Source organism: Glaesserella australis, assembly GCF_003260095.1.
In the GTDB taxonomy this organism is placed as follows: Bacteria; Pseudomonadota; Gammaproteobacteria; order Enterobacterales; family Pasteurellaceae; genus Glaesserella; species Glaesserella australis.
Genome location: NZ_PTPX01000006.1, coordinates 86275 through 105316, shown reverse-complemented (window position 1 = coordinate 105316; position 19042 = coordinate 86275). Strand labels below are relative to the sequence as shown.

At 39.4% G+C, this 19042-nt stretch carries 14 protein-coding genes, 2 tRNA genes and 1 pseudogene; 5 read left to right on the top strand and 12 right to left on the bottom strand.

Annotated features, from left to right (window positions below; translation table 11 throughout):
* Window positions 1–24: 24 nt before the first annotated feature.
* Window positions 25–1191, bottom strand: a complete 1167-nt coding sequence (gene lpxB / locus C5N92_RS03025) for a lipid-A-disaccharide synthase (RefSeq protein WP_111749397.1) — start codon at window positions 1189–1191, stop codon at window positions 25–27.
* Window positions 1192–1401: 210 nt separating this feature from the next.
* Here lpxB and C5N92_RS03020 point away from each other — a divergent pair, with 210 nt between their 5' ends.
* Window positions 1402–2502, top strand: coding sequence for a porin (locus C5N92_RS03020; protein WP_111749396.1), 1101 nt, complete (start codon window positions 1402–1404; stop codon window positions 2500–2502).
* Window positions 2503–2577: 75 nt separating this feature from the next.
* Here the strand turns inward: C5N92_RS03020 and C5N92_RS03015 are convergent, their stop codons facing one another.
* The 7 genes from C5N92_RS03015 to trpE form a co-directional block, all read right to left on the bottom strand.
* Entirely contained in the window at window positions 2578–3876 is a 1299-nt protein-coding gene (locus C5N92_RS03015) for an NAD(P)/FAD-dependent oxidoreductase (protein WP_111749395.1), read from the bottom strand.
* A 76-nt stretch (window positions 3877–3952) separates the two neighbouring features.
* Window positions 3953–4029: transfer RNA gene (locus C5N92_RS03010), tRNA-Arg, on the bottom strand.
* A gap of 13 nt (window positions 4030–4042) precedes the next feature.
* A tRNA-Ser gene (locus C5N92_RS03005) sits at window positions 4043–4137 on the bottom strand.
* A gap of 191 nt (window positions 4138–4328) precedes the next feature.
* A complete protein-coding gene (locus C5N92_RS03000) occupies window positions 4329–5186 on the bottom strand; it encodes a DUF808 domain-containing protein (protein ID WP_111749394.1) in 858 nt (285 codons plus the stop codon).
* Between the two features lie 146 nt (window positions 5187–5332).
* Window positions 5333–6337: an anthranilate phosphoribosyltransferase gene (gene trpD, locus C5N92_RS02995; RefSeq protein WP_111749393.1), complete on the bottom strand. Its 1005-nt coding sequence runs from the start codon at window positions 6335–6337 to the stop codon at window positions 5333–5335.
* A 199-nt stretch (window positions 6338–6536) separates the two neighbouring features.
* Complete coding sequence (locus C5N92_RS02990; RefSeq protein WP_111749392.1) at window positions 6537–7115, bottom strand: aminodeoxychorismate/anthranilate synthase component II; 579 nt, start codon at window positions 7113–7115, stop codon at window positions 6537–6539.
* Between the two features lie 10 nt (window positions 7116–7125).
* Window positions 7126–8673 (bottom strand): anthranilate synthase component I, encoded by a 1548-nt coding sequence (trpE, locus tag C5N92_RS02985; protein WP_111749391.1) that lies wholly within the window; start codon window positions 8671–8673, stop codon window positions 7126–7128.
* 474 nt (window positions 8674–9147) lie between these two features.
* On the opposite strand from trpE, the gene C5N92_RS02980 reads away from it, so the two are divergent.
* Together C5N92_RS02980 and C5N92_RS02975 are read left to right on the top strand one after the other, a co-directional pair.
* Window positions 9148–9987: a glycosyltransferase family 2 protein gene (locus C5N92_RS02980; protein ID WP_111749390.1), complete on the top strand. Its 840-nt coding sequence runs from the start codon at window positions 9148–9150 to the stop codon at window positions 9985–9987.
* A 68-nt stretch (window positions 9988–10055) separates the two neighbouring features.
* Window positions 10056–10218: pseudogene (locus C5N92_RS02975) on the top strand (IS3 family transposase); the annotation flags it as partial.
* Between the two features lie 66 nt (window positions 10219–10284).
* Here the strand turns inward: C5N92_RS02975 and C5N92_RS02970 are convergent.
* Together C5N92_RS02970 and C5N92_RS02965 are read right to left on the bottom strand one after the other, a co-directional pair.
* Window positions 10285–11448, bottom strand: coding sequence for an efflux RND transporter periplasmic adaptor subunit (locus tag C5N92_RS02970; protein WP_111749389.1), 1164 nt, complete (start codon window positions 11446–11448; stop codon window positions 10285–10287).
* An 82-nt stretch (window positions 11449–11530) separates the two neighbouring features.
* Window positions 11531–12352 carry a Cof-type HAD-IIB family hydrolase gene (locus C5N92_RS02965; RefSeq protein ID WP_111749388.1) on the bottom strand — a complete coding sequence of 274 codons (822 nt, stop codon included), beginning with the start codon at window positions 12350–12352 and terminating at the stop codon, window positions 11531–11533.
* A 529-nt stretch (window positions 12353–12881) separates the two neighbouring features.
* On the opposite strand from C5N92_RS02965, the gene leuA reads away from it, so the two are divergent.
* Complete coding sequence (gene leuA, locus C5N92_RS02960; RefSeq protein WP_111749387.1) at window positions 12882–14429, top strand: 2-isopropylmalate synthase; 1548 nt, start codon at window positions 12882–12884, stop codon at window positions 14427–14429.
* A 162-nt stretch (window positions 14430–14591) separates the two neighbouring features.
* Window positions 14592–17018, top strand: coding sequence for a glycogen/starch/alpha-glucan family phosphorylase (glgP, locus tag C5N92_RS02955; RefSeq protein ID WP_111749386.1), 2427 nt, complete (start codon window positions 14592–14594; stop codon window positions 17016–17018).
* A gap of 44 nt (window positions 17019–17062) precedes the next feature.
* Here the strand turns inward: glgP and gnd are convergent, their stop codons facing one another.
* Together gnd and C5N92_RS02945 are read right to left on the bottom strand one after the other, a co-directional pair.
* Window positions 17063–18517 (bottom strand): decarboxylating NADP(+)-dependent phosphogluconate dehydrogenase, encoded by a 1455-nt coding sequence (gene gnd, locus C5N92_RS02950; protein WP_111749385.1) that lies wholly within the window; start codon window positions 18515–18517, stop codon window positions 17063–17065.
* A gap of 93 nt (window positions 18518–18610) precedes the next feature.
* Window positions 18611–19042: a toxin-antitoxin system YwqK family antitoxin gene (locus C5N92_RS02945; RefSeq protein ID WP_111749384.1), complete on the bottom strand. Its 432-nt coding sequence runs from the start codon at window positions 19040–19042 to the stop codon at window positions 18611–18613.

Below are 19042 nucleotides of genomic sequence, written 5' to 3'. Positions count from 1 at the left end.
CCATTTCCATTATTTGAATATTGTCTATATGTTGCCTTTTATTACATCAACAACCGCTTGTGCCGCCTGAGCATCAGCATCGCATTGAATTAATTTATGCAAATCAATAAAACGTTGTTTTAAAGCATTTTTCTGTGCAACATCTTCAGGCGCTTGCGATAAATAAACCGCTAAATGCTTCGCTAAATTTTCAGGTTCACAAGCTTCTTGGATCAATTCAGGTACAAGCGGTTCGTTTGCGAGTAAATTTGGCAAAGAGATATAGTCTGTCTTAACCAATTTTTGCGCCAACCAATAGGTAAGTGGTTTCATTTTATAGCCCACAACCATCGGAGACTTACAAAGCATCGCTTCAAGGGCTGCTGTGCCTGATGCAAGTAATGTCACTTCCGCCACAATCATCGCAGAGCGTGCATTTCCATCTAAGATAATCACATCTAATTCAGGGGCAACTTGTGCTTTAATGGCTTCAAATTGTTCACGGCGTTTTTGATTTACCAGTGGTACTAAAAACTGCACATCGGGATATTGAGCTTTAAGTAATTGTGCCGTTTTTAAAAATGGCTCTGTGAGAAAATTCACTTCGCTACCACGGCTACCTACTAAAATTGCCATATAACGTTGAGTTTCATCAATGCCAAGTAAACGGCAAGCATCTTGACGATGAGGCTTTAATGAAATGGCATCTGCCATTGTATGCCCAATAAAACGACACGGCACATTAAAACGGTCGTAAAAGGCTTTTTCAAACGGTAAAAAGGCAAGCACTAAATTAGTTGCCCGGGCTATCTTATGTACCCGATTTTGTCTCCATGCCCAAACAGAAGGGCTAACATAATGAATGGTTTTAATTCCATTGGCTTTAAGCTTTTCTTCAACACCAATATTAAAATCAGGGGCATCAATACCAATGAAAATATCGGGTTTTAATGCCAACATAGTGTCAATAACTTGCTTCCTACGTTTTAACAAGCGAGGCAAATGTTTAACCACTTCAGCTAATCCCATGACAGCCAACTCTTCCATATCAAATAAGGTCTCACAACCTTCATTTAACATTCGCTCACCTGCAACCCCAATAAAACGAGCATTAGGATAGTGAATCTTTAATGCACGAATTAAACCCGCACCAAGAATATCGCCTGAAATTTCACCTGCAACAATAGCAATAAGAGGAGATGATGTTGTCATATACTGTCAATAGTTTATAAAAAGTAAAAGATGATGACATTATAGGCTAATAACCCACTTTCATCTAAATTTTTTATTAGGCTACTTTTTATGACATTTATTTCTATGAAATAAAAAAATATATCGGCACAGTTATGTATTATTGGATATAATGGAGCGGTAAATTTCATTTACACTCCATATTTTCAACCATACTCGGAATGACAAATTATGAAAAAAGCACTATTTACATTATCTGCTTTAGCGATGGCAGCAAGCTCAGCGCAAGCATACACACTAATTGATAACCAAGAAACAGGTACAAAATTAGATTTCAGCGGTTCTCTTCGCCTTAAGTGGCAGAGTTCTTCTGAAAAAACCGAGAATTATGAAAAAAACACGACTAAGCGTAATCATGTTAACCGTGCAGTAGCAAATGATGGCTCACGTTTTGGTTTCAAATTAACGCAACAAATTGCGAATGGTTTCTATGGTATCGGTCGTGCTGAATGGCGCTTCCGTGGTACTGCGCCCTCACAGCATAATTTCGACGACATTTATACTCGCCAACTTTATGTTGGTATCGGTCATAAACAATATGGTGAATTAACCTATGGTCATATGGCAACGATTACTGATGAAGTTAAACGTACAGACTTACCAAATACGTTAAGCTTAAGTGGTGGCTTATTAAACGGTTCATCACGTAAAGTAGCTCAATATACTTACAGTGGTATTAAAGGTTTAAAACTAGGTGCATTCTATGGTGGTCATAGCCAACGCGGTAATGATGCAAAAGATTTAACTGACGAGCGTAAAGATATTTGGGGTGCTGCAGCAATCTATAATCATAAAATTGATGAGCTACAAAGTGTAAAATTGGGTACAGGTGTATCTCGTGAGCGTTTTGAACAACGTAGCACTGGTCATACTTATGGCTATACCGCATATTCTGTTGGAACAGCTTATACCTATGATAAAACCACTGTCGGTATCGACTTAGAACGTGGTGTAACAAACGATCAAGGTACTATTGGCAACAAACGTGTACGTAAAGAAGTTCGTACTGTGCTTTATCAACAATTAACGAAAGATTGGTCTGCTTACACAATGTATGCTTATAAAACAGATCGTTTAGATCGTGTTTCTAGTGCAGATACTAACAAGAAAACCCATGAATTTATGTTAGGTACAGAATACTACATCGTACCTAAATACCTAAAAACCTTTGTTGAGTGGAAAACAGCAAAAGCTAATAACTATACTAACGGTGTAAAATCATCAAAAGTTCGTAATAACGAAACGGTTATCGGCTTACGTGCTTATTGGTAATAAAATTATTTTAAGTATGCCTGAATGGGCATACTTAATTAGATGCCACATAAGAGCGATAAAATAGCCACTACTTTACCTATACTTATCTAAGAAACGGTAATAATTTATACCAATTTTCAATGCGACTTTCTTGACCCACTTCCCACCAAATAAACTAGGTACTTTAAGGCTTTCAAAGACACGTAACCGCTCGTCATTGCCAAGAATAGATTCTGCGATAATACGTCCAGTCAACCCCGTGAGTGCAACACCATGACCTGAAAAGCCTTGGGCAAAATAAACATTAGATTTTACTCTACCGAAGTGTGGAGACGCATTGAGTGTCATATCAATCGGTCCACCCCAGCCATAATCAATTTTTACATTCTCTAATTGTGGGAATACATCAAGCATATTTCGACGCATTTTGGCGATCATATCGACATTTGAGCTAGAGTCACTCCCGAACAGCAAGCGGTTATCTGCACTCAAGCGGTAATAATCAAGCAAAATATTGTTATCACAAACAGACATACCATTATTGATAATACTATCTGCAACGGATTGGCTTAACGGCTCTGTAGCAATAATAAAACTTTCTACAGGCAGAATTTTTCGTGCGAGTTTAAAACCGATTTTTTTATTTGATTTCGCATCAATATAAGCATTGGTGGCTAAAACCACATTATCTGCCGTAATTGAACCTTGTGGTGTAATAACTTTGACTTGATTACCTGAAAATTGCAAATCAAGGGCAGGGGTATGTTCATAAATTGTCACACCACGTTGTAAACAAGCCGCTGCTAAACCTAAGCAGTAATTAAGTGGATGTAAATGTCCAGACTGACTATCATATAAAGCGCCACAGTAAATTTTACTGCCTAAATGCTGTTCTAGCTTTGTCTTATCCCATAATTCCATATGTTGATAGCCAAAACGTTCCCGGCTCTCTTTTTCGATAGCCATAAGATCATCCATACGACGATGATTTAGCGCCAATGTCGCATAGCCTTTTTTCCAATCACATTGAATGTTGTATGTCTTAACTCGCTCATCAATGATATTAATCGCTTCTAAAGACATATCCCAAAGCTTGCGTGCATTTTCTTCGCCGACTTGTTCAATATACTCGTCAATTCCTTCTTCAAAGCCATTGATAGCTTGCCCACCATTACGCCCTGAAGCCCCATAACCTACACGAGCGCCTTCAACGACAATTACGTTTTTGCCCTTTTCAGCTAATTCTAACGCCGTGGATAAACCTAAAAAACCTGCCCCGATAATGCAAACATCGGTGGATTGATTAGTGGCAAGATGTGGAAGAGTAAAATGAATATTTCTAGAATCGGAATAGTAAGTTCGAATATGTTCTTGATGAGCAAAATTAAGCATAAAAATCGCTAAGTAAGATCTTATCGTGACTTTATTTTTATTCTTGGTATAACGAAAAGATTTGAATATTAAGAAATGGCGCACCCGAGAGGATTCGAACCTCTGACCGCTCGGTTCGTAGCCGAGTACTCTATCCAGCTGAGCTACGGGTGCGTGATAAAGTAAATGGCGGTGAGAGAGGGATTCGAACCCTCGATGGAGCTTTTTAACCCCATACTCCCTTAGCAGGGGAGCGCCTTCAGCCTGCTCGGCCATCTCACCACTCACTGTGTCTGTGGGCGTGCATATTACTAGGTTCTAGAAATATGTCAAATTATTTTTGCAAAAAAAGTAAAATAACAGACCGCTTGCTTAGTAACTAAGCAAAATGGCTAATTTCTAACAATTTACAAAGAAATATTAAATTTTTCATAGGGTTATACATTAGAAATCGCCATTTTTCTTATATGCACTTATTTTTTACCTAATAGTTTAATCAACGGCAATAAAACTAAACACGCGATAGAACCAATAACGACACCTACAACTAAGTCAACAAAGCTTAAAAATGCTAAATCAATCTGTAATCCTTCAATAAAATGGTGAATAAATGGTACGGTATGGGTAAAAATACCCCCACCAACAAGGAACATTGCAATAGTACCAATTACAGAAAGAGATTTCATAAACCATGGCATAATAAAGAGTAATCCCTTACCAATACCTTGAGATAAAGTGCTTTTTTTATTCAGCATCCATAAGCCAATATCATCAAGTTTAACAATTAATCCAACCAATCCATAAACAAATAGCGTAATACCAATACCGATGGCTGAAAGTGATAGCACTTTTGTTAAAGTTGTAGAGCCTTGTAGTACGCCAAGGGCAATAATGATAATTTCAGCAGAAAGAATAAAATCGGTACGTACAGCACCTTTAATTTTATCTGCTTCAGAAACGATTTCTTGTGGTTCGTGACTATCCGCTTTATGTAAAAACTTATGCAATAACTTTTCAACCCCTTCAAAACAGAGATAAGCCCCACCAATCATCAATAGCGGATTAATTAATACTGGCAAATAAACAGAGAGCAACAGCGCAATAGGAATCAAGATTACTTTATTGATTAATGAGCCTTTCGCAACAGCCCAAATAATTGGTAATTCACGCTCTGGCTTAATATCTTTGCCACTTACTTGGTTAGCATTTAAAGCTAAATCATCTCCAATTACGCCTGCAGTTTTTTTGGTTGCAGCTTTGGTCATCAACGCCACGTCATCAAGCACGGAGGCAATATCATCGAGTAATGTAAATAATGAACTAAACGCCATTTTCTTTCCTTAAATGATCAAAAAGAAGCCCACAATATTGTGGGCGATAAATTAAAGGGTGATATATTGAGCGAAATTTTAAACAATTTCAATCATTTTCTATGATTACAAAAAACAGCAAAGAAGTAACCGCTCTTCATACATTTTTATCGAAATTTTGCCAATTGTTGTAGGGTATCGAAAGCTTTACCTGTCGCTAAATGTGCTTTAACTTTGGCTGTATTGGTCTTTAAATCTCTTTCGCCGAACAAACGCATTAACATCGCCACATTCACCGCTACAGCATCAATATGCGCTGCTTCTCCTTTGCCTTGCAATAACGCTGTGATTTTAGCCGCATTCTCGACGGGTTCTCCGCCTTTTAAGGCTTCTAAAGAATGTGTTTGAACCCCGAAATCTTCTGGGGTTAAGCTGAAATAGCAAATTTCTCCATTTTCCACTTCCGCCACTTGTGTTTCACCGTGAACCGCCACTTCATCTAAACCTGAACCATGCACCACAATCGTATGCCGATGATTTAAACTGTTCACCGTTTCCGCATACGTTTTGATTAATTCAGGGGAATACACGCCAAGCAGTTGATGTTTCGGGCGGGCAGGATTGACTAGTGGACCTAAAATATTAAATAGTGTGCGGGTTTTTAGTGCTTGGCGAACGGGGATCGCATATTTAAATCCCTGATGATATTGCGGTGCAAAGAGAAAGCAAAGGTGCGTATTATCAAGGGCTTGACGTGCTTTCTCGGCAGAAATTGAAACATCAATCCCTAGCGCCGTTAATACATCACTTGCCCCTGTTTTACTGGAAACGCTACGGCTACCATGTTTGGCAATTTTCAAGCCCATACTAGCAGCGACAATCGCACTTGCCGTGGAAATATTAATCGTATTTGCACCATCACCCCCTGTGCCGACAATATCGGCAAAAGGATAATCAGGCGTGGCAAAAGGTTGTGCATGTTCAAGGGTCGCTGTGACTGCACCTGCGATTTCGGCAATGGTTTCGCCCCGTAATTTAAGCGCAATCAATACCCCTGCAAGTTGCTCACTAGAGAGTTTGCCTTGCATTAAATGTTGAAATAAAAAGTGCGATTCGGTTTGGGATAAAGTTTGATGATTAAATAGTTTTTCTAAGAGTTGATCGAGTTGCATAGGGAATCCTTTTGTCGTTATTGCCGTTCTTCCCCTCTCCCGTTTACGGGAGAGGGTGGAGAAAATCCGAAGGATTTTCGGAGGGAGAGGGCTTGCAAATTTTTGATGAAAACTGACCGCTTGTTACCCCCTCTCTCTGCTCAAAATAGCCTTACGCTATTTTGAGCTGTCTCTCTCCCGCTTGCGGGAGAGAGTAAGATTATTTTAACAACCACTCCACCGACTGTTTCAGCAATTTGGTGCCTTCAACTGTCAGAATAGATTCTGGGTGGAACTGAAAACCGCAAATTGGCAATGTTTTATGACGAATTGCCATTACAATTTCGCCGAATCGGGCATTAACCTCCAATTCATCAGGCAAATTATCGCCCATCAATGAGTGATAACGAGCTACGGGCATTGGGTTGTTGATTCCTGCAAACATCGCCTGGTTATCATGTTCAATCTTAGACACTTTTCCATGTAGCACTTGCCCTGTATGCACCACATCGCCGCCTAAGGCTTCGATGATCGCTTGATGTCCTAAACAAATACCAATCATCGGCACTTTGCCTTTAAGCTGTTTGATGATCTCAAGTAAGTTCCCCGCTTCTTGCGGATTACCCGGCCCAGGCGAGAGTGCCACAATACAGTCGGGTGTCGTCAACGCTTTTTCCAAAAAGCGAGTTAGCGGATAATCATTGCGGAAAATCGTTACCGAATGCCCAAGTTGGCGAAACTGATCGACTAAGTTGTAGGTAAAAGAGTCGAAATTATCAATGAAAAGAATATTTGCCATAACGCTTTCCTTACTGATTCACTTGTGCAATTGCTTTTAATACCGCTCTTGCTTTATGACGGGTTTCGTCCGCTTCCATTTGCGGATCGGAATCCAACACTTCACCACAGCCGGCTTGCACATAGGCTGTGCCGTTCTGCACAAAGGCAGAACGAATCACAATACAGCTATCCAAATTGCCGTCGGACGTTAAATAACCGACAGCACCGCCGTAGCTATGGCGTTTTTGTTGTTCAAATTGATAAATTAACTGCATCGCTTTGATTTTAGGTGCGCCTGTGAGCGTTCCCATATTCATACAGGCTTGGTAAGCGTGTAGCGCATCAAGATCGGGGCGAAGTGTGCCGATTACACGAGAAACGAGATGCATAATGTGCGAATAACGGTCAATTTGCATTAAATCAGCCACTCGGCGAGAGCCTGAAACAGACACCCGAGCCACATCATTGCGGGCTAAATCGACCAACATTAAATGTTCCGCTAACTCTTTTTGATCCAAACGCAGTTCAAGCTCAAGGCGAGAATCGAGTTCTAAATCAATATTGCCTTGCTCATCAAAACCCCGTGGGCGAGAACCTGCGATCGGGTAAATTTCTAGCTGGCGATTGGTTTGCGAATATTTCAACGCACTTTCAGGCGACGCGCCGAACAGTGTGAAATTTTCCCCTTGCATAAAGAACATATAAGGGCTTGGGTTATTCACTTTAAGTTGGCGATAACTTGCCAAGGTATTCGGGCAAGGCAAACTAAAGCGACGAGACGGCACAATTTGGAACACATCACCGATATTGATATGGTGTTTGAGCTTACACACAATGGCTTTAAAGGAGTCATCGTCTAAATTGGTTTGTATCTCAGTTGAAGCCTGTTTCACATCAAGATCGAGATCGTTTGTCACATTTTTCGCTAATTTCTCGGCAAATCGTACCGCTTGTTCGGTAAGCATTTGCTGTTCTTTTGGATCAAAACAGAAGGTATGCAGTGTCGCCTGTTGCTGTTGGTGATCAATAAAAATAAGTTGCTCTGCAAGGTAAAAGCTATAATCAGGGCAGGATAAACCGTCATCTTTCAGCGTAATATTGTCCATTGGAATAAATTGTGCCACCAAGTCATAGCTAAATAAACCGCCTAAATAGACAGGTGATGTCGCCTCTGCAAACAGTTGGCTGACGGTGCGCAAGCCATCAAAAATGGTGGTGGTTTTGAGCTTGCTGTCTTCGTCTAAATCGTCATTTATAGTTGGAAAATCTGCTTGCAAGCGGTCAGATTCGTGGAAAAATTTGCAAATCGGCGCAGGATTGAGCTGGTTTAATGCCTGTTCAATTAACGGCAGAACCGCTTTTCCGTTATGCGTTAACGCCTGAAAATAGACTTGTTGTCCTTCACAAAAAATATGTAACGCAGACTTCGCAAATAACAGGCTTTTTAAGCTGTTTTTACTCTGAATCTCAGCAGAGTCTAAGAGTAATGTATGGGGTTGATCACCGCACAAATAATGAAAAATCGCTGTGGTATCAGCGTAGTAAGGAAGTTCCTGTTGTTGAATCTGCATGCTCATTTTGCTTTCCTTGAAAATTATTTTGTACTATTAAACTAGTACACTAAAGATAAGTCAAGTTTCTTTTTAGGAATAACTAAGATATTTTTTACACAAAGACAGATTACTAGTCTATCGCTATCTTTTTCTTGACACATACTATATAAGGATAAAAAACAATCTCTTTGTGCTTATTTATTAATCTCAATTGACTTTTAAATTTCAGGATTGCTCTAAATAACTGACAAATTTCTTATTTAGGATAAAATACTCTACAGGTAAGAAACTACAAATAAAATACTGCAACATTTGTCCATCACTCACCATTCTCTAATCATTAGGAATATTTGAGAAAATGACTTTGGCTAAAAATATGAAGATGAGATGCTGAATAAATCTGCTGTATTTTAAATTTGCTGAAATATAACAAGATTTACACCGAAACTTCGTAGTTATGATGTTGTTGATGTAAGTGAATTTAATTAGGATATACTTATGCAAAATAAACAATATAATAAATCTGTCGCTGTAATTACTTCAACTATTGGCCGACCAGAATTAAGGCAAGCAATACAAAGTGTTGAAGCGCAAACTTATCCTTGTACACACTATATTTTTGTTGATGGAAAACAACATAAAGATGCAGCTGAAATAATTCTAAAAGAATATCCAAATACTGTCGTTACATATTTGCCAATGAACACTGGTGCCGATGGCTGGACAAACAGTAGTATAAATGCTATCGCTCCTTTCCTTGTGAAAGAAGATATTATTTGTTATTTAGATGATGATAATTGGTATGCACCAAATCATATTGAAAATTGTGTAGCTACTTTAGAAAAAACAGATGCTGACTTAGTTTATTCTTTAAGAAATCTTTACACTTTAGACAAGGAATTTCTTTGTGAGGACTTTATTGAATCCATCGGTTTTTATGAAAATAAGCTTTCATATCCAAGAACAATAAATTTTAACTTTGACAATGAAGATTATTCTATTACCCATACATTAAATCGTACTTTAATAGATACAAATTGTTATGCAATGAAAAGAAATATCGCAGCTAAATTAGCTCAATATTGGTGTGAAGATAAATTAAATGATTATACTGTTTTTAACAAGATAAAAGAATTAGGGTTAGTTTGCGCATGTACTAATACTTTTTCTGTCAATTATATTTTTGATGCTATAAAACAAATAGGAACATCAATATCCTACCTTTACCAATTAGGTCTATCTGACCAAAATGCTATTGAGTTAGTAAATGCCATTAGAAAACAAGAGAATAAATTAAATTTAGAGTTATACGGTGGAAATTATCCTTGGCAAAAATAAAAGTGGGCATTTGATCTGCACCCCAAAAGTTGGACTAAACAACCAACTGACTAAGGTGCAGATTTTTTATGACCAAATACAACTCACTTTTCAAACAGCAAGTCATCGAATTTTATCTTCAAAACGGTAAAAATCGTTCACTCACCCGAATTTAAGCTTAACGTGATACAAGCGGTCAAAAATGGACAATTTTCTGCAGAAGCTGCCTGTTTATACTTTGGCATTGCCAATTGTAGAAGATCAAACCCAATCTGACAGTCCCCGTTTAAAATTAAAGTTCTACAGAGTCATTTGGATTTAGAATCTTATACGCATATTATTGTTGCCAATTTGTTCATCCGCAGAACGTTGCGTTGTAATAACTTGTTCACCTTCCGTTAATCCAGATATAATTTCTGTATATTGGCTATCGGATAATCCAATTTGGACAGATTTCTCAATCGCTTTTCCATTTTCAAGAATTTGAACAATATTTTCTTTCTCACGTTTCTTGATTGCTGTAGTCGGTATTAAAAGGACTCCATTTCTTTCTGCAATAATCACTTTACCTTGTGTTGTCATACCAATACGTAAGCTCATATCGGGATTATCAACCACGACATTGGCATAGTAATATACGGCATTACTATTACCAGATGCTTCCGTATAACTATTGTCTGTTAAAGTAGTTAATGCAGGATCGATTGATTTTATTTTTCCCTGATAATAACGATTTGGTTCAGCTAACGTTGTAAAACTAACAGATTGATCTGCTTTAACTTGAGCAATATCGCCTTCTGCGATTTCTAATTTCACTAACACTTTAGATAAGTCTGCAACCTGTACAATAGTTGGTGATGTTTGATTAGAGTTTACTGTTTGTCCTTCAGAAACAGGCATTGAGACAATAATACCGTCAATAGGTGAAGTAATATTCGTATAGCCTAAGTTTGTTTTTGCGGTATTAACCGAGATTTCTGCAACCTGAATCTTTGATTTGACATCTTCTAAATTTGCTTTTGCAGTAACAAGTTCATTTTTAGCTGCTTCTAAGTCATTTAATGATGTGCTTTTTTGTGCATAGAGTTTAGAGAGACGCTGATAATTGGATTCTGCAACGTTTAATGCTACTTGTTTCGCATTTAGCTGGGTTTTATAGGCTAGTAGTTCAGCCTGAGCTGTATTTAAATTATTTTGCTGTGTCTCAGAATCAATTTCTGCAATCAGTTCACCTTTTTTCACAGATTGTCCAAGAACAACATGAAGTTTTTGAATTTTGCCTGAAACCTGAGCGCCTACTTCGGTTCGTTGATTTGCTCGAATAGAACCTGTAGCTAATACACTTTTGTCTAGATTGCCAATTTTACTTGCTTCAGTAATATAGTGAATTTGTTGATTTTCACCTGTATTTACATAGTTGTAGCCAATGATGCCTGCGCCAGCAAGTAGCATTATCAGTAACAATGGTTTTAGAATTTTCATGATTTTCCGATAAAAATAGATAAGTGGTAAGTCCGACAATATTTTTGCAAAATTGTTCCAAGATCTTACCGCTTGTATTATGTCAGATTATGCCGAAAATAGCTCTGAGATAGCTGGCCACGGCTTCATGTTTATGGTCACCAATACGTTCATGGTTTGGTAGCATGGCTTTTAAGCGTGAATCAGCGTTTCCCATTACACAGCCTTTTCCAACCTGAGAAAGCATTTCTATATCATTCATGCCATCGCCAAAAGCAATACACTCATTAAGGGTGTAGCCCTTTAATTTTACTAGTTCAGCTAAGGTATTCGCTTTACAAACGCCTTTATTCATCATCTCTAAACATAATGGTGTTGAATACGTTATTTGTAATTGTTCGCCATAATGTTGACGTACATGGTGTTCAATAGGTAATAAGTCTTCTGGGCTTTTACCAATAAAAAAGACTTTTTCAGTTTCTCTCCCATGATGTGTTGAAAAATCGACAACTTGATACATAAAGCCAGAGTCTTGGTGATATTTTCTCAGTTGCTCTATCTCAATATTAATAAACCATTCGTCACCCTGATAGCTATTAATGAATACCCGTTTAGGATCAAAAGGTGTTTCTTGCATAATGGAAAGAGATAATGATTCAGGAATATGATTTCCATAAAGCTGTTGACCCGCAAGATTATTACCACGAGCACCATTAGATGTTACAAGCGTTGCATCAGCAATACCGACTTTATTAATAATATGTTTAACGTCGGGATAGTTTCGTCCCGTCGCTAAAAAAATATCTACACCTTGTTGAGAAAGTTTACGTAACGTATCAATAGTAAAATCGCCAATGCGGTGATTGGCATTAAGTAGCGTACCATCAAGATCTGAAATAATTGCACGATAAGGTTGAGTCGCCATGAAATATCCTTTGGCTGAGAGAAAAGTAGCGATAAGGCTAACAAATTTACTCAGGTATATCAAAAAAAATCCTATTTTATTTGTGATAGATTAATAACTGTATAAAAAATAACTGATCGGTTATACCGAATGAAAGATTATGTTTCACTAAATAACCTTCTTTTTATTTCAATCTAAACCAACTATGTCTATATAATCACTATATTTTTTAGCTTTATCAGATAAATATTCTGTTTTAATATCTTAATTCAAGCAAGTAAACGTTTGCGCAAAGTATAAAATGCTATTGACATCACTCCATTTGAAGCTAATATAGTGGCTGTTCCAAATAACAATGCAAACATAAACACACAACAATGGTAAAACTCTCTTCTCTGAGCCTGCTTCTTCTCACGCATTCTGTGCGAGGATAAGTCTCGGTTAGAGAAAATAGTTCACTATCCACACTTAGCCCGCACATTAAAATGCGGGCTTTTTTTATTGGTGTACATGTTAATATATCTACATACAAGAGTAAGAGGAGCTTCATATGGCTAATAACAACATTATTATTTTTGATACAACCTTACGTGATGGCGAGCAGTCGTTAAAAGCAAGCTTAACGGTAAAAGAAAAACTACAAATTGCTTTAGCTCTTGAACGTTTAGGCGTAGATGTAATGGAAGTGGGGTTCCCTGTATCATCTGCGGGGGATTTCGAGTCTGTTCAAACTATCGCTCGCCATATTAAAAACAGCCGAGTTTGTGCCTTATCTCGTGCGGTGGATAAAGATATTGATGTAGCGGCGGAAGCGTTAAAAGTGGCGGAAGCATTCCGTATTCATACCTTTATTGCTACATCTGCTTTACACGTTGAGTCCAAATTGCGTAAGACGTTTGACGATGTGTTAGATATGGCGGTTCACGCCGTGAAACGTGCGAGAAATTATACCGATGATGTGGAATTTTCTTGCGAAGACGCAGGGCGTACAGGGGTAGATAATATCTGCCGTATTGTTGAAGCCGCAATTAAAGCAGGGGCAACCACTGTCAATATCCCCGACACTGTTGGCTATTGCTTGCCAATGGAATACGGCGACATTATCGCTAACGTAATGAACCGTGTGCCGAACATCGATCAAGCGGTGATTTCCGTTCACTGTCATAACGATTTAGGTATGGCAACGGCGAACTCATTAACTGCAGTACAAAACGGGGCAAGACAGATTGAGTGTACCATTAACGGTATCGGTGAGCGTGCGGGCAACACTGCCCTTGAAGAAGTGGTAATGGCAATCAAAACTCGCCAAGCACTTTTTGGCGGTTTGGACACACGCATCAACACCCAAGAAATTCACCGTGTCAGCCAAATGGTGAGCCAGCTTTGCAATATGCCAATTCAGCCAAATAAAGCGATTGTTGGCTCAAATGCCTTTGCTCACTCGTCAGGTATCCACCAAGACGGTATGGTGAAAAATAAAAACACCTACGAAATTATGTCACCAGAAACCATCGGCTTGAAAAAAGAGAAGCTCAATCTGACCGCTCGTTCAGGTCGTGCCGCCGTGAAAAACCATATGGAAGAAATGGGCTACCACGAAAGCGATTACGATTTAGACAAACTTTACGATGCCTTCTTGAAACTTGCTGATAAAAAAGGACAAGTATTTGATTACGATTTGGAAGCCCTTGCCTTTATTGATATGCAACAAGGTGACGAAGATCGTTTGGCACTTGATGTCTTTACCACACAGATCATCAGCGGTTTACCAGCATCCGCATTTGTACAAGTTAAACTAGACGGCAAACAAATTAGCCAAGTATCACAAGGTGGTAACGGTCCAGTTGATGCCGTTTACAATGCGATTTTAGCGATCACAGGAATGGAGCTAAAAATGCTGAACTACAACTTAACGGCAAAAGGCGAAGGGGCTGAGGCGTTAGGTCAGGTGGATATTGTGGTTGAACATCAAGGTCGCCGTTTCCATGGCGTTGGTTTAGCAACAGATATTGTTGAATCATCGGCTCGAGCGTTAATCCATGCAATTAATGCTATTTATCGTTCACAAAAAGTAGCTGATTTAAAAGCAAAAAAATAATCTAGAATAAAAGGTAAAATAGCACGTATTCACCGTGCTATTTTACTTATCATGCTTTCCTACTCCTTTCTCATCCCTAATTCATACTTAAAAGAATGATTTACCACTCGCAATTTTGTTAATAATACCTATACTATTTGAAAAATTTTATTTGGAGGATTTATGCCATCTACTCAACTATTTCAAACCTTGTTTGAACAGTCGTTAAAAAGCTACTGTGAAGAACGCTTTTTAAAACCAGAACAACTTTCTACACAACAATGGTATCAATTTATTGCAAAAGTCAGCCAACAGGCGATTTTGCAACATTTCCCTAAAAACGCACCGCTTGCAAATAGCCGTAAAGTGAACTATCTCTCAATGGAATTTTTGATCGGGCGTTTACTTGGCAATAACTTAATGAGCCTTGGGGTTTATCAATATGTGGATTTAGCCCTTGCACAATATGGCAAAAATTTAGTCGATATTTTAGAAGAAGAACGTGATCCGTCTTTAGGTAACGGCGGTTTAGGACGTTTGGCGGCGTGCTATTTAGACTCAATGGCAAGCCTTGCTCAACCAGCGGTAGGCTACGGTTTACATTATCAATATGGCTTATTTAAACAGAGCTTCGGCTGGGCAGGCGAACAGCGTGAAGAGGGCGATGCGTGGAGCCGTGATTTTTATGCTCAACAGTATCACCGCCCTGATTTCCGCCAAACTGTCGGCTTTGGCGGCGAAGTGTGGCATCGTGACGGCGACCGCTACGAGTGGCAACCTGCGTGGACAATCTACGGCGAAGCCTTTGATTTACCTGTAGTCGGCTATAAAGGCGTACAACAGCCGTTGCGTTTATGGCAAGGTTATAGCGAAACTGCCTTTGACTTAGCTCAGTTTAATGATGGCGAATATCTTGAAGCGGAAAGTAAGGTTGTTGATGCAGCGAAACTCACCAAAGTACTTTACCCGAACGACAATCATCAAGAGGGTAAAGAACTTCGCTTAATGCAACAGTATTTCCACTGTGCTTGCTCTGTGGCGGACATTCTTAAAAATCACTTGGCTCAAGGCAGAACCTTAGAGCAACTGCCTGAATTTGAAGTGATCCAACTCAACGACACTCACCCAGCCATTGCTATTCCTGAATTAATGCGTCTGTTGATTGATGAACACGGCTTATGTTGGGATCGTGCTTGGGCGATCTGTTCCAAAACATTCGCTTACACCAACCACACCCTGTTGCCAGAAGCCTTAGAACAGTGGGATCAAAATCTCGTGGCGAAACTGTTGCCACGCCATTTAATTATCATTGATCGTATTAACCACGAGCTTTATCAACAGGTGAAAGCGGAATTTAGCGAAGCTGAATTTGCAGATGCGTGGGATCAAACAGCTGTACTGATGAACCACAGAGTGCGTATGGCGAATTTGTGTGTGGTTGGCTCTTTTGCAGTCAATGGCGTAGCACAAATTCACTCTGATTTGGTGGTAAGCGATTTATTCCCAGCATATAACCGCTTGTTCAAAGGGCGTTTCCACAACGTAACTAACGGCATTACCCCACGCCGTTGGATCCGCCAAGCTAACCCGTTATTAAGTGCCTTGTTGGATAAACATATCAAAGGCGACTGGACGAAAGATCTTGAATTGCTCAACCAAATTGAGAAATTCGCAGAAGATCCCCAATTTCAGACCGCTTACAATGAAATCAAACAGCAAAACAAACAGCTATTAGCCAAAGAAATCGAGCAATCACTAGGCTTAAAAGTGAACTGTAATGCGATTTTTGACGTACAAATCAAGCGTTTCCACGAATACAAACGCCAACATTTGAACCTGTTGAACATCATTGCGACATACCAAGAACTCAAAGCAAACCCAACGCAAGATTTTGTGCCACGCTTGTTTATCTTTGCTGGTAAAGCCGCACCAGGTTACTTTATGGCAAAACAGATCATTCAAGCGATTAATGCCGTTGCTAAGGTGATCAACAACGATCCTGATATGCAAGGTAAGCTACAAGTAGCGTTCTTGCCAGATTACCGTGTCAGCCTTGCAGAAAAAATCATTCCAGCAGCAGATGTGTCTGAACAGATTTCTCTTGCAGGTAAAGAAGCGTCAGGAACAGGCAATATGAAATTGGCGTTAAACGGAGCGATTACATTAGGTACGTTAGACGGGGCAAACGTGGAAATTGCCGAATTTGCAGGCAATGAAAACGTGGTGATTTTTGGACATACCGTTGAAAGTGTGCGTGAATTGCGTGAAAAAGGCTATGTCTCAAAAGATTACTATGAGCAAGATCCTGTGTTAAAACAAGCGATTGATGCTCTAGCGGACGGCACTTTCTCAGGCGGAAACAAAGAGACCTTTGAGCCTTTGGTTTACGACCTACTCAATAAGGATTATTTCTGCGTTCTCGCCGATTTCGCCAGCTACCGTGAAGCCCAAAAAGAAGTCGCAAAACGTTACCAAGATCAAACCGCTTGGGTTAAATCTGCGATTTTAAACACTGCACGTTTAGGCACATTTAGCTCAGACCGCTCAATTCGTGATTATCAAACACGAATTTGGAAAAATAAGGCATATAGGACAAAAATAATAGAGTAATGAAAAGGGCTAATAGTTTTGCTATTAGCCCTTCTTTTTATACTTTACACATCATACGTCGTTGATGCTGTATTCCCGCCACGTCCTGTCCAATTTGTGTGGAAGAACTCACCACGTGGTTTGTCGGTACGTTCGTAAGTATGTGCACCGAAGTAGTCACGTTGAGCTTGAAGTAAGTTTGCCGGTAAGCGATCTGATGTATAACCATCTAAGAAGGTAATCGCAGATGCCATACACGGCATTGGGATACCCACTTCAATCGATTTCGCTACCACTTTACGCCAGTCGCTTAATGCGTTCTCTAAAATGCCTTTGAAGTACGCATCTGAACCTAAGAAGATTAAGTCTGGATTCGCTTCGTACGCATCACGAATGTTGCCTAAGAAACGGCTGCGAATGATACAACCTTCACGCCATAACAAGGCGGTTGCGCCGTAGTTGATGTCCCAACCGAAGTTTTCTGAGGCTTCACGAATGAGCATAAAGCCTTGTGCGTAAGAGATAATTTTTGATGCCAATAACGCTTTGCGTACCGCTTCAATCCATACTTTTTTATCACCTTCTACTTTGCCGATAGTTTTGTTGAAGAGCTGAGACGCTGCCACGCGTTGATCTTTGAAAGATGAAACGCAGCGAGCGAATACGGACTCGGTGATTAAAGTTAATGGAATACCGAAATCTAAAGCGTTGATCCCCGTCCATTTACCTGTACCTTTTTGACCTGCGGTATCAAGGATTTTTTCCACTAACGGCGTGCCGTCTGTGTCTTTGTAGCCTAAAATATCTGTTGTAATATCAATCAGATAGCTATCTAACTCGGTTTTCTTCCATTCTGCGAAAATAGCTTGCATTTCATCGTAGCTTAAACCTAAACCGTCTTTTAAGAATTGGTAAGCTTCACAGATTAACTGCATATCGCCGTATTCGATCCCGTTGTGAACCATTTTCACAAAGTGACCTGCCCCTTCTTTGCCCACCCAGTCACAGCAAGGCTCGCCTTTGTCAGTTTTCGCTGAAATCGCTTGGAAAATTGGTTTGACATATTGCCACGCTTCTTCATTACCGCCCGGCATAATAGAAGGTCCGTGACGCGCACCTTCTTCACCGCCCGAAACACCCGAGCCGATAAAGCGAATGCCTTTCTCCGCCAATGCTTTTACACGGCGGTTGGTGTCTGGGTAGTTTGAGTTACCGCCGTCAATGATGATGTCGCCTTGCTCTAAGTGCGGTAATAATGCATCGATAAATTGATCAACCACTTCGCCCGCACGCACCATTAACATCACTTTGCGTGGTTTTTCTAATTTATTCGCTAAATCTTCTAACGAATATGCCCCGATAATGTTCGTGCCTTTTGCCGCACCTTCTAAAAACTCGTCCACTTTTGATGTGGTACGGTTATACGCCACGACTTTAAAGCCGTTATCGTTCATATTTAAAATAAGGTTCTGACCCATTACCGCTAAACCGATAACGCCGATATCGCCTTTTACTGACATTTTTTGCTCCTGTTGGATTGTTGAATTTGTTGCGGAAAATATTGGGAACTTGACCGCTTGATAAATTTTTGGATAGATTTCTACCACTTATGTTTATTTAATTTCTTTCACTAATTGACCATTGTGATAGACCTGAATAAGTTTAGTTTCACCTTTTTGATATAAAATTCGAGTTCTCAACACACCGTCCATAGTGTATCCATTAGACCAGCCTTCTGCTAATCCATTGACTAAAGGGGTGTTAGAATGTAGCTGACCATTTTGATGATAAATAAAAACTTCTTCATCAATACAATGATTTTTTATTTTCGCTTTAATTCTTCTTCCATTTGATACAACTTCATCAAGTTCCCCATTTTTATCAAATTTTGGAGAACATTGTTTTGGCTTGTAACGATGTTCCTGTGGTAAATCTTGAATTGATGTAATTTGTGGATAAGGATCGATAAATGTACTTTGCGTATTTTGTACAGAACTACACGCTGATAGAATTAAAGAAAAACTAAATAATAATGCTTTTTTCAT

Coding starts and splice junctions, on each gene's coding strand:
- glgP (WP_111749386.1), top strand. CDS start 14,592: ATGCCATCTACTCAACTATTTCAAACCTTGTTTGAACAGTCGTTAAAA.
- lpxB (WP_111749397.1), bottom strand. CDS start 1,191: ATGACAACATCATCTCCTCTTATTGCTATTGTTGCAGGTGAAATTTCA.
- gnd (WP_111749385.1), bottom strand. CDS start 18,517: ATGTCAGTAAAAGGCGATATCGGCGTTATCGGTTTAGCGGTAATGGGT.
- trpD (WP_111749393.1), bottom strand. CDS start 6,337: ATGCAACTCGATCAACTCTTAGAAAAACTATTTAATCATCAAACTTTA.
- C5N92_RS02980 (WP_111749390.1), top strand. CDS start 9,148: ATGCAAAATAAACAATATAATAAATCTGTCGCTGTAATTACTTCAACT.
- leuA (WP_111749387.1), top strand. CDS start 12,882: ATGGCTAATAACAACATTATTATTTTTGATACAACCTTACGTGATGGC.
- C5N92_RS03020 (WP_111749396.1), top strand. CDS start 1,402: ATGAAAAAAGCACTATTTACATTATCTGCTTTAGCGATGGCAGCAAGC.
- C5N92_RS03015 (WP_111749395.1), bottom strand. CDS start 3,876: ATGCTTAATTTTGCTCATCAAGAACATATTCGAACTTACTATTCCGAT.
- C5N92_RS02945 (WP_111749384.1), bottom strand. CDS start 19,042: ATGAAAAAAGCATTATTATTTAGTTTTTCTTTAATTCTATCAGCGTGT.
- C5N92_RS03000 (WP_111749394.1), bottom strand. CDS start 5,186: ATGGCGTTTAGTTCATTATTTACATTACTCGATGATATTGCCTCCGTG.
- C5N92_RS02990 (WP_111749392.1), bottom strand. CDS start 7,115: ATGGCAAATATTCTTTTCATTGATAATTTCGACTCTTTTACCTACAAC.
- C5N92_RS02970 (WP_111749389.1), bottom strand. CDS start 11,448: ATGAAAATTCTAAAACCATTGTTACTGATAATGCTACTTGCTGGCGCA.
- C5N92_RS02965 (WP_111749388.1), bottom strand. CDS start 12,352: ATGGCGACTCAACCTTATCGTGCAATTATTTCAGATCTTGATGGTACG.
- trpE (WP_111749391.1), bottom strand. CDS start 8,673: ATGAGCATGCAGATTCAACAACAGGAACTTCCTTACTACGCTGATACC.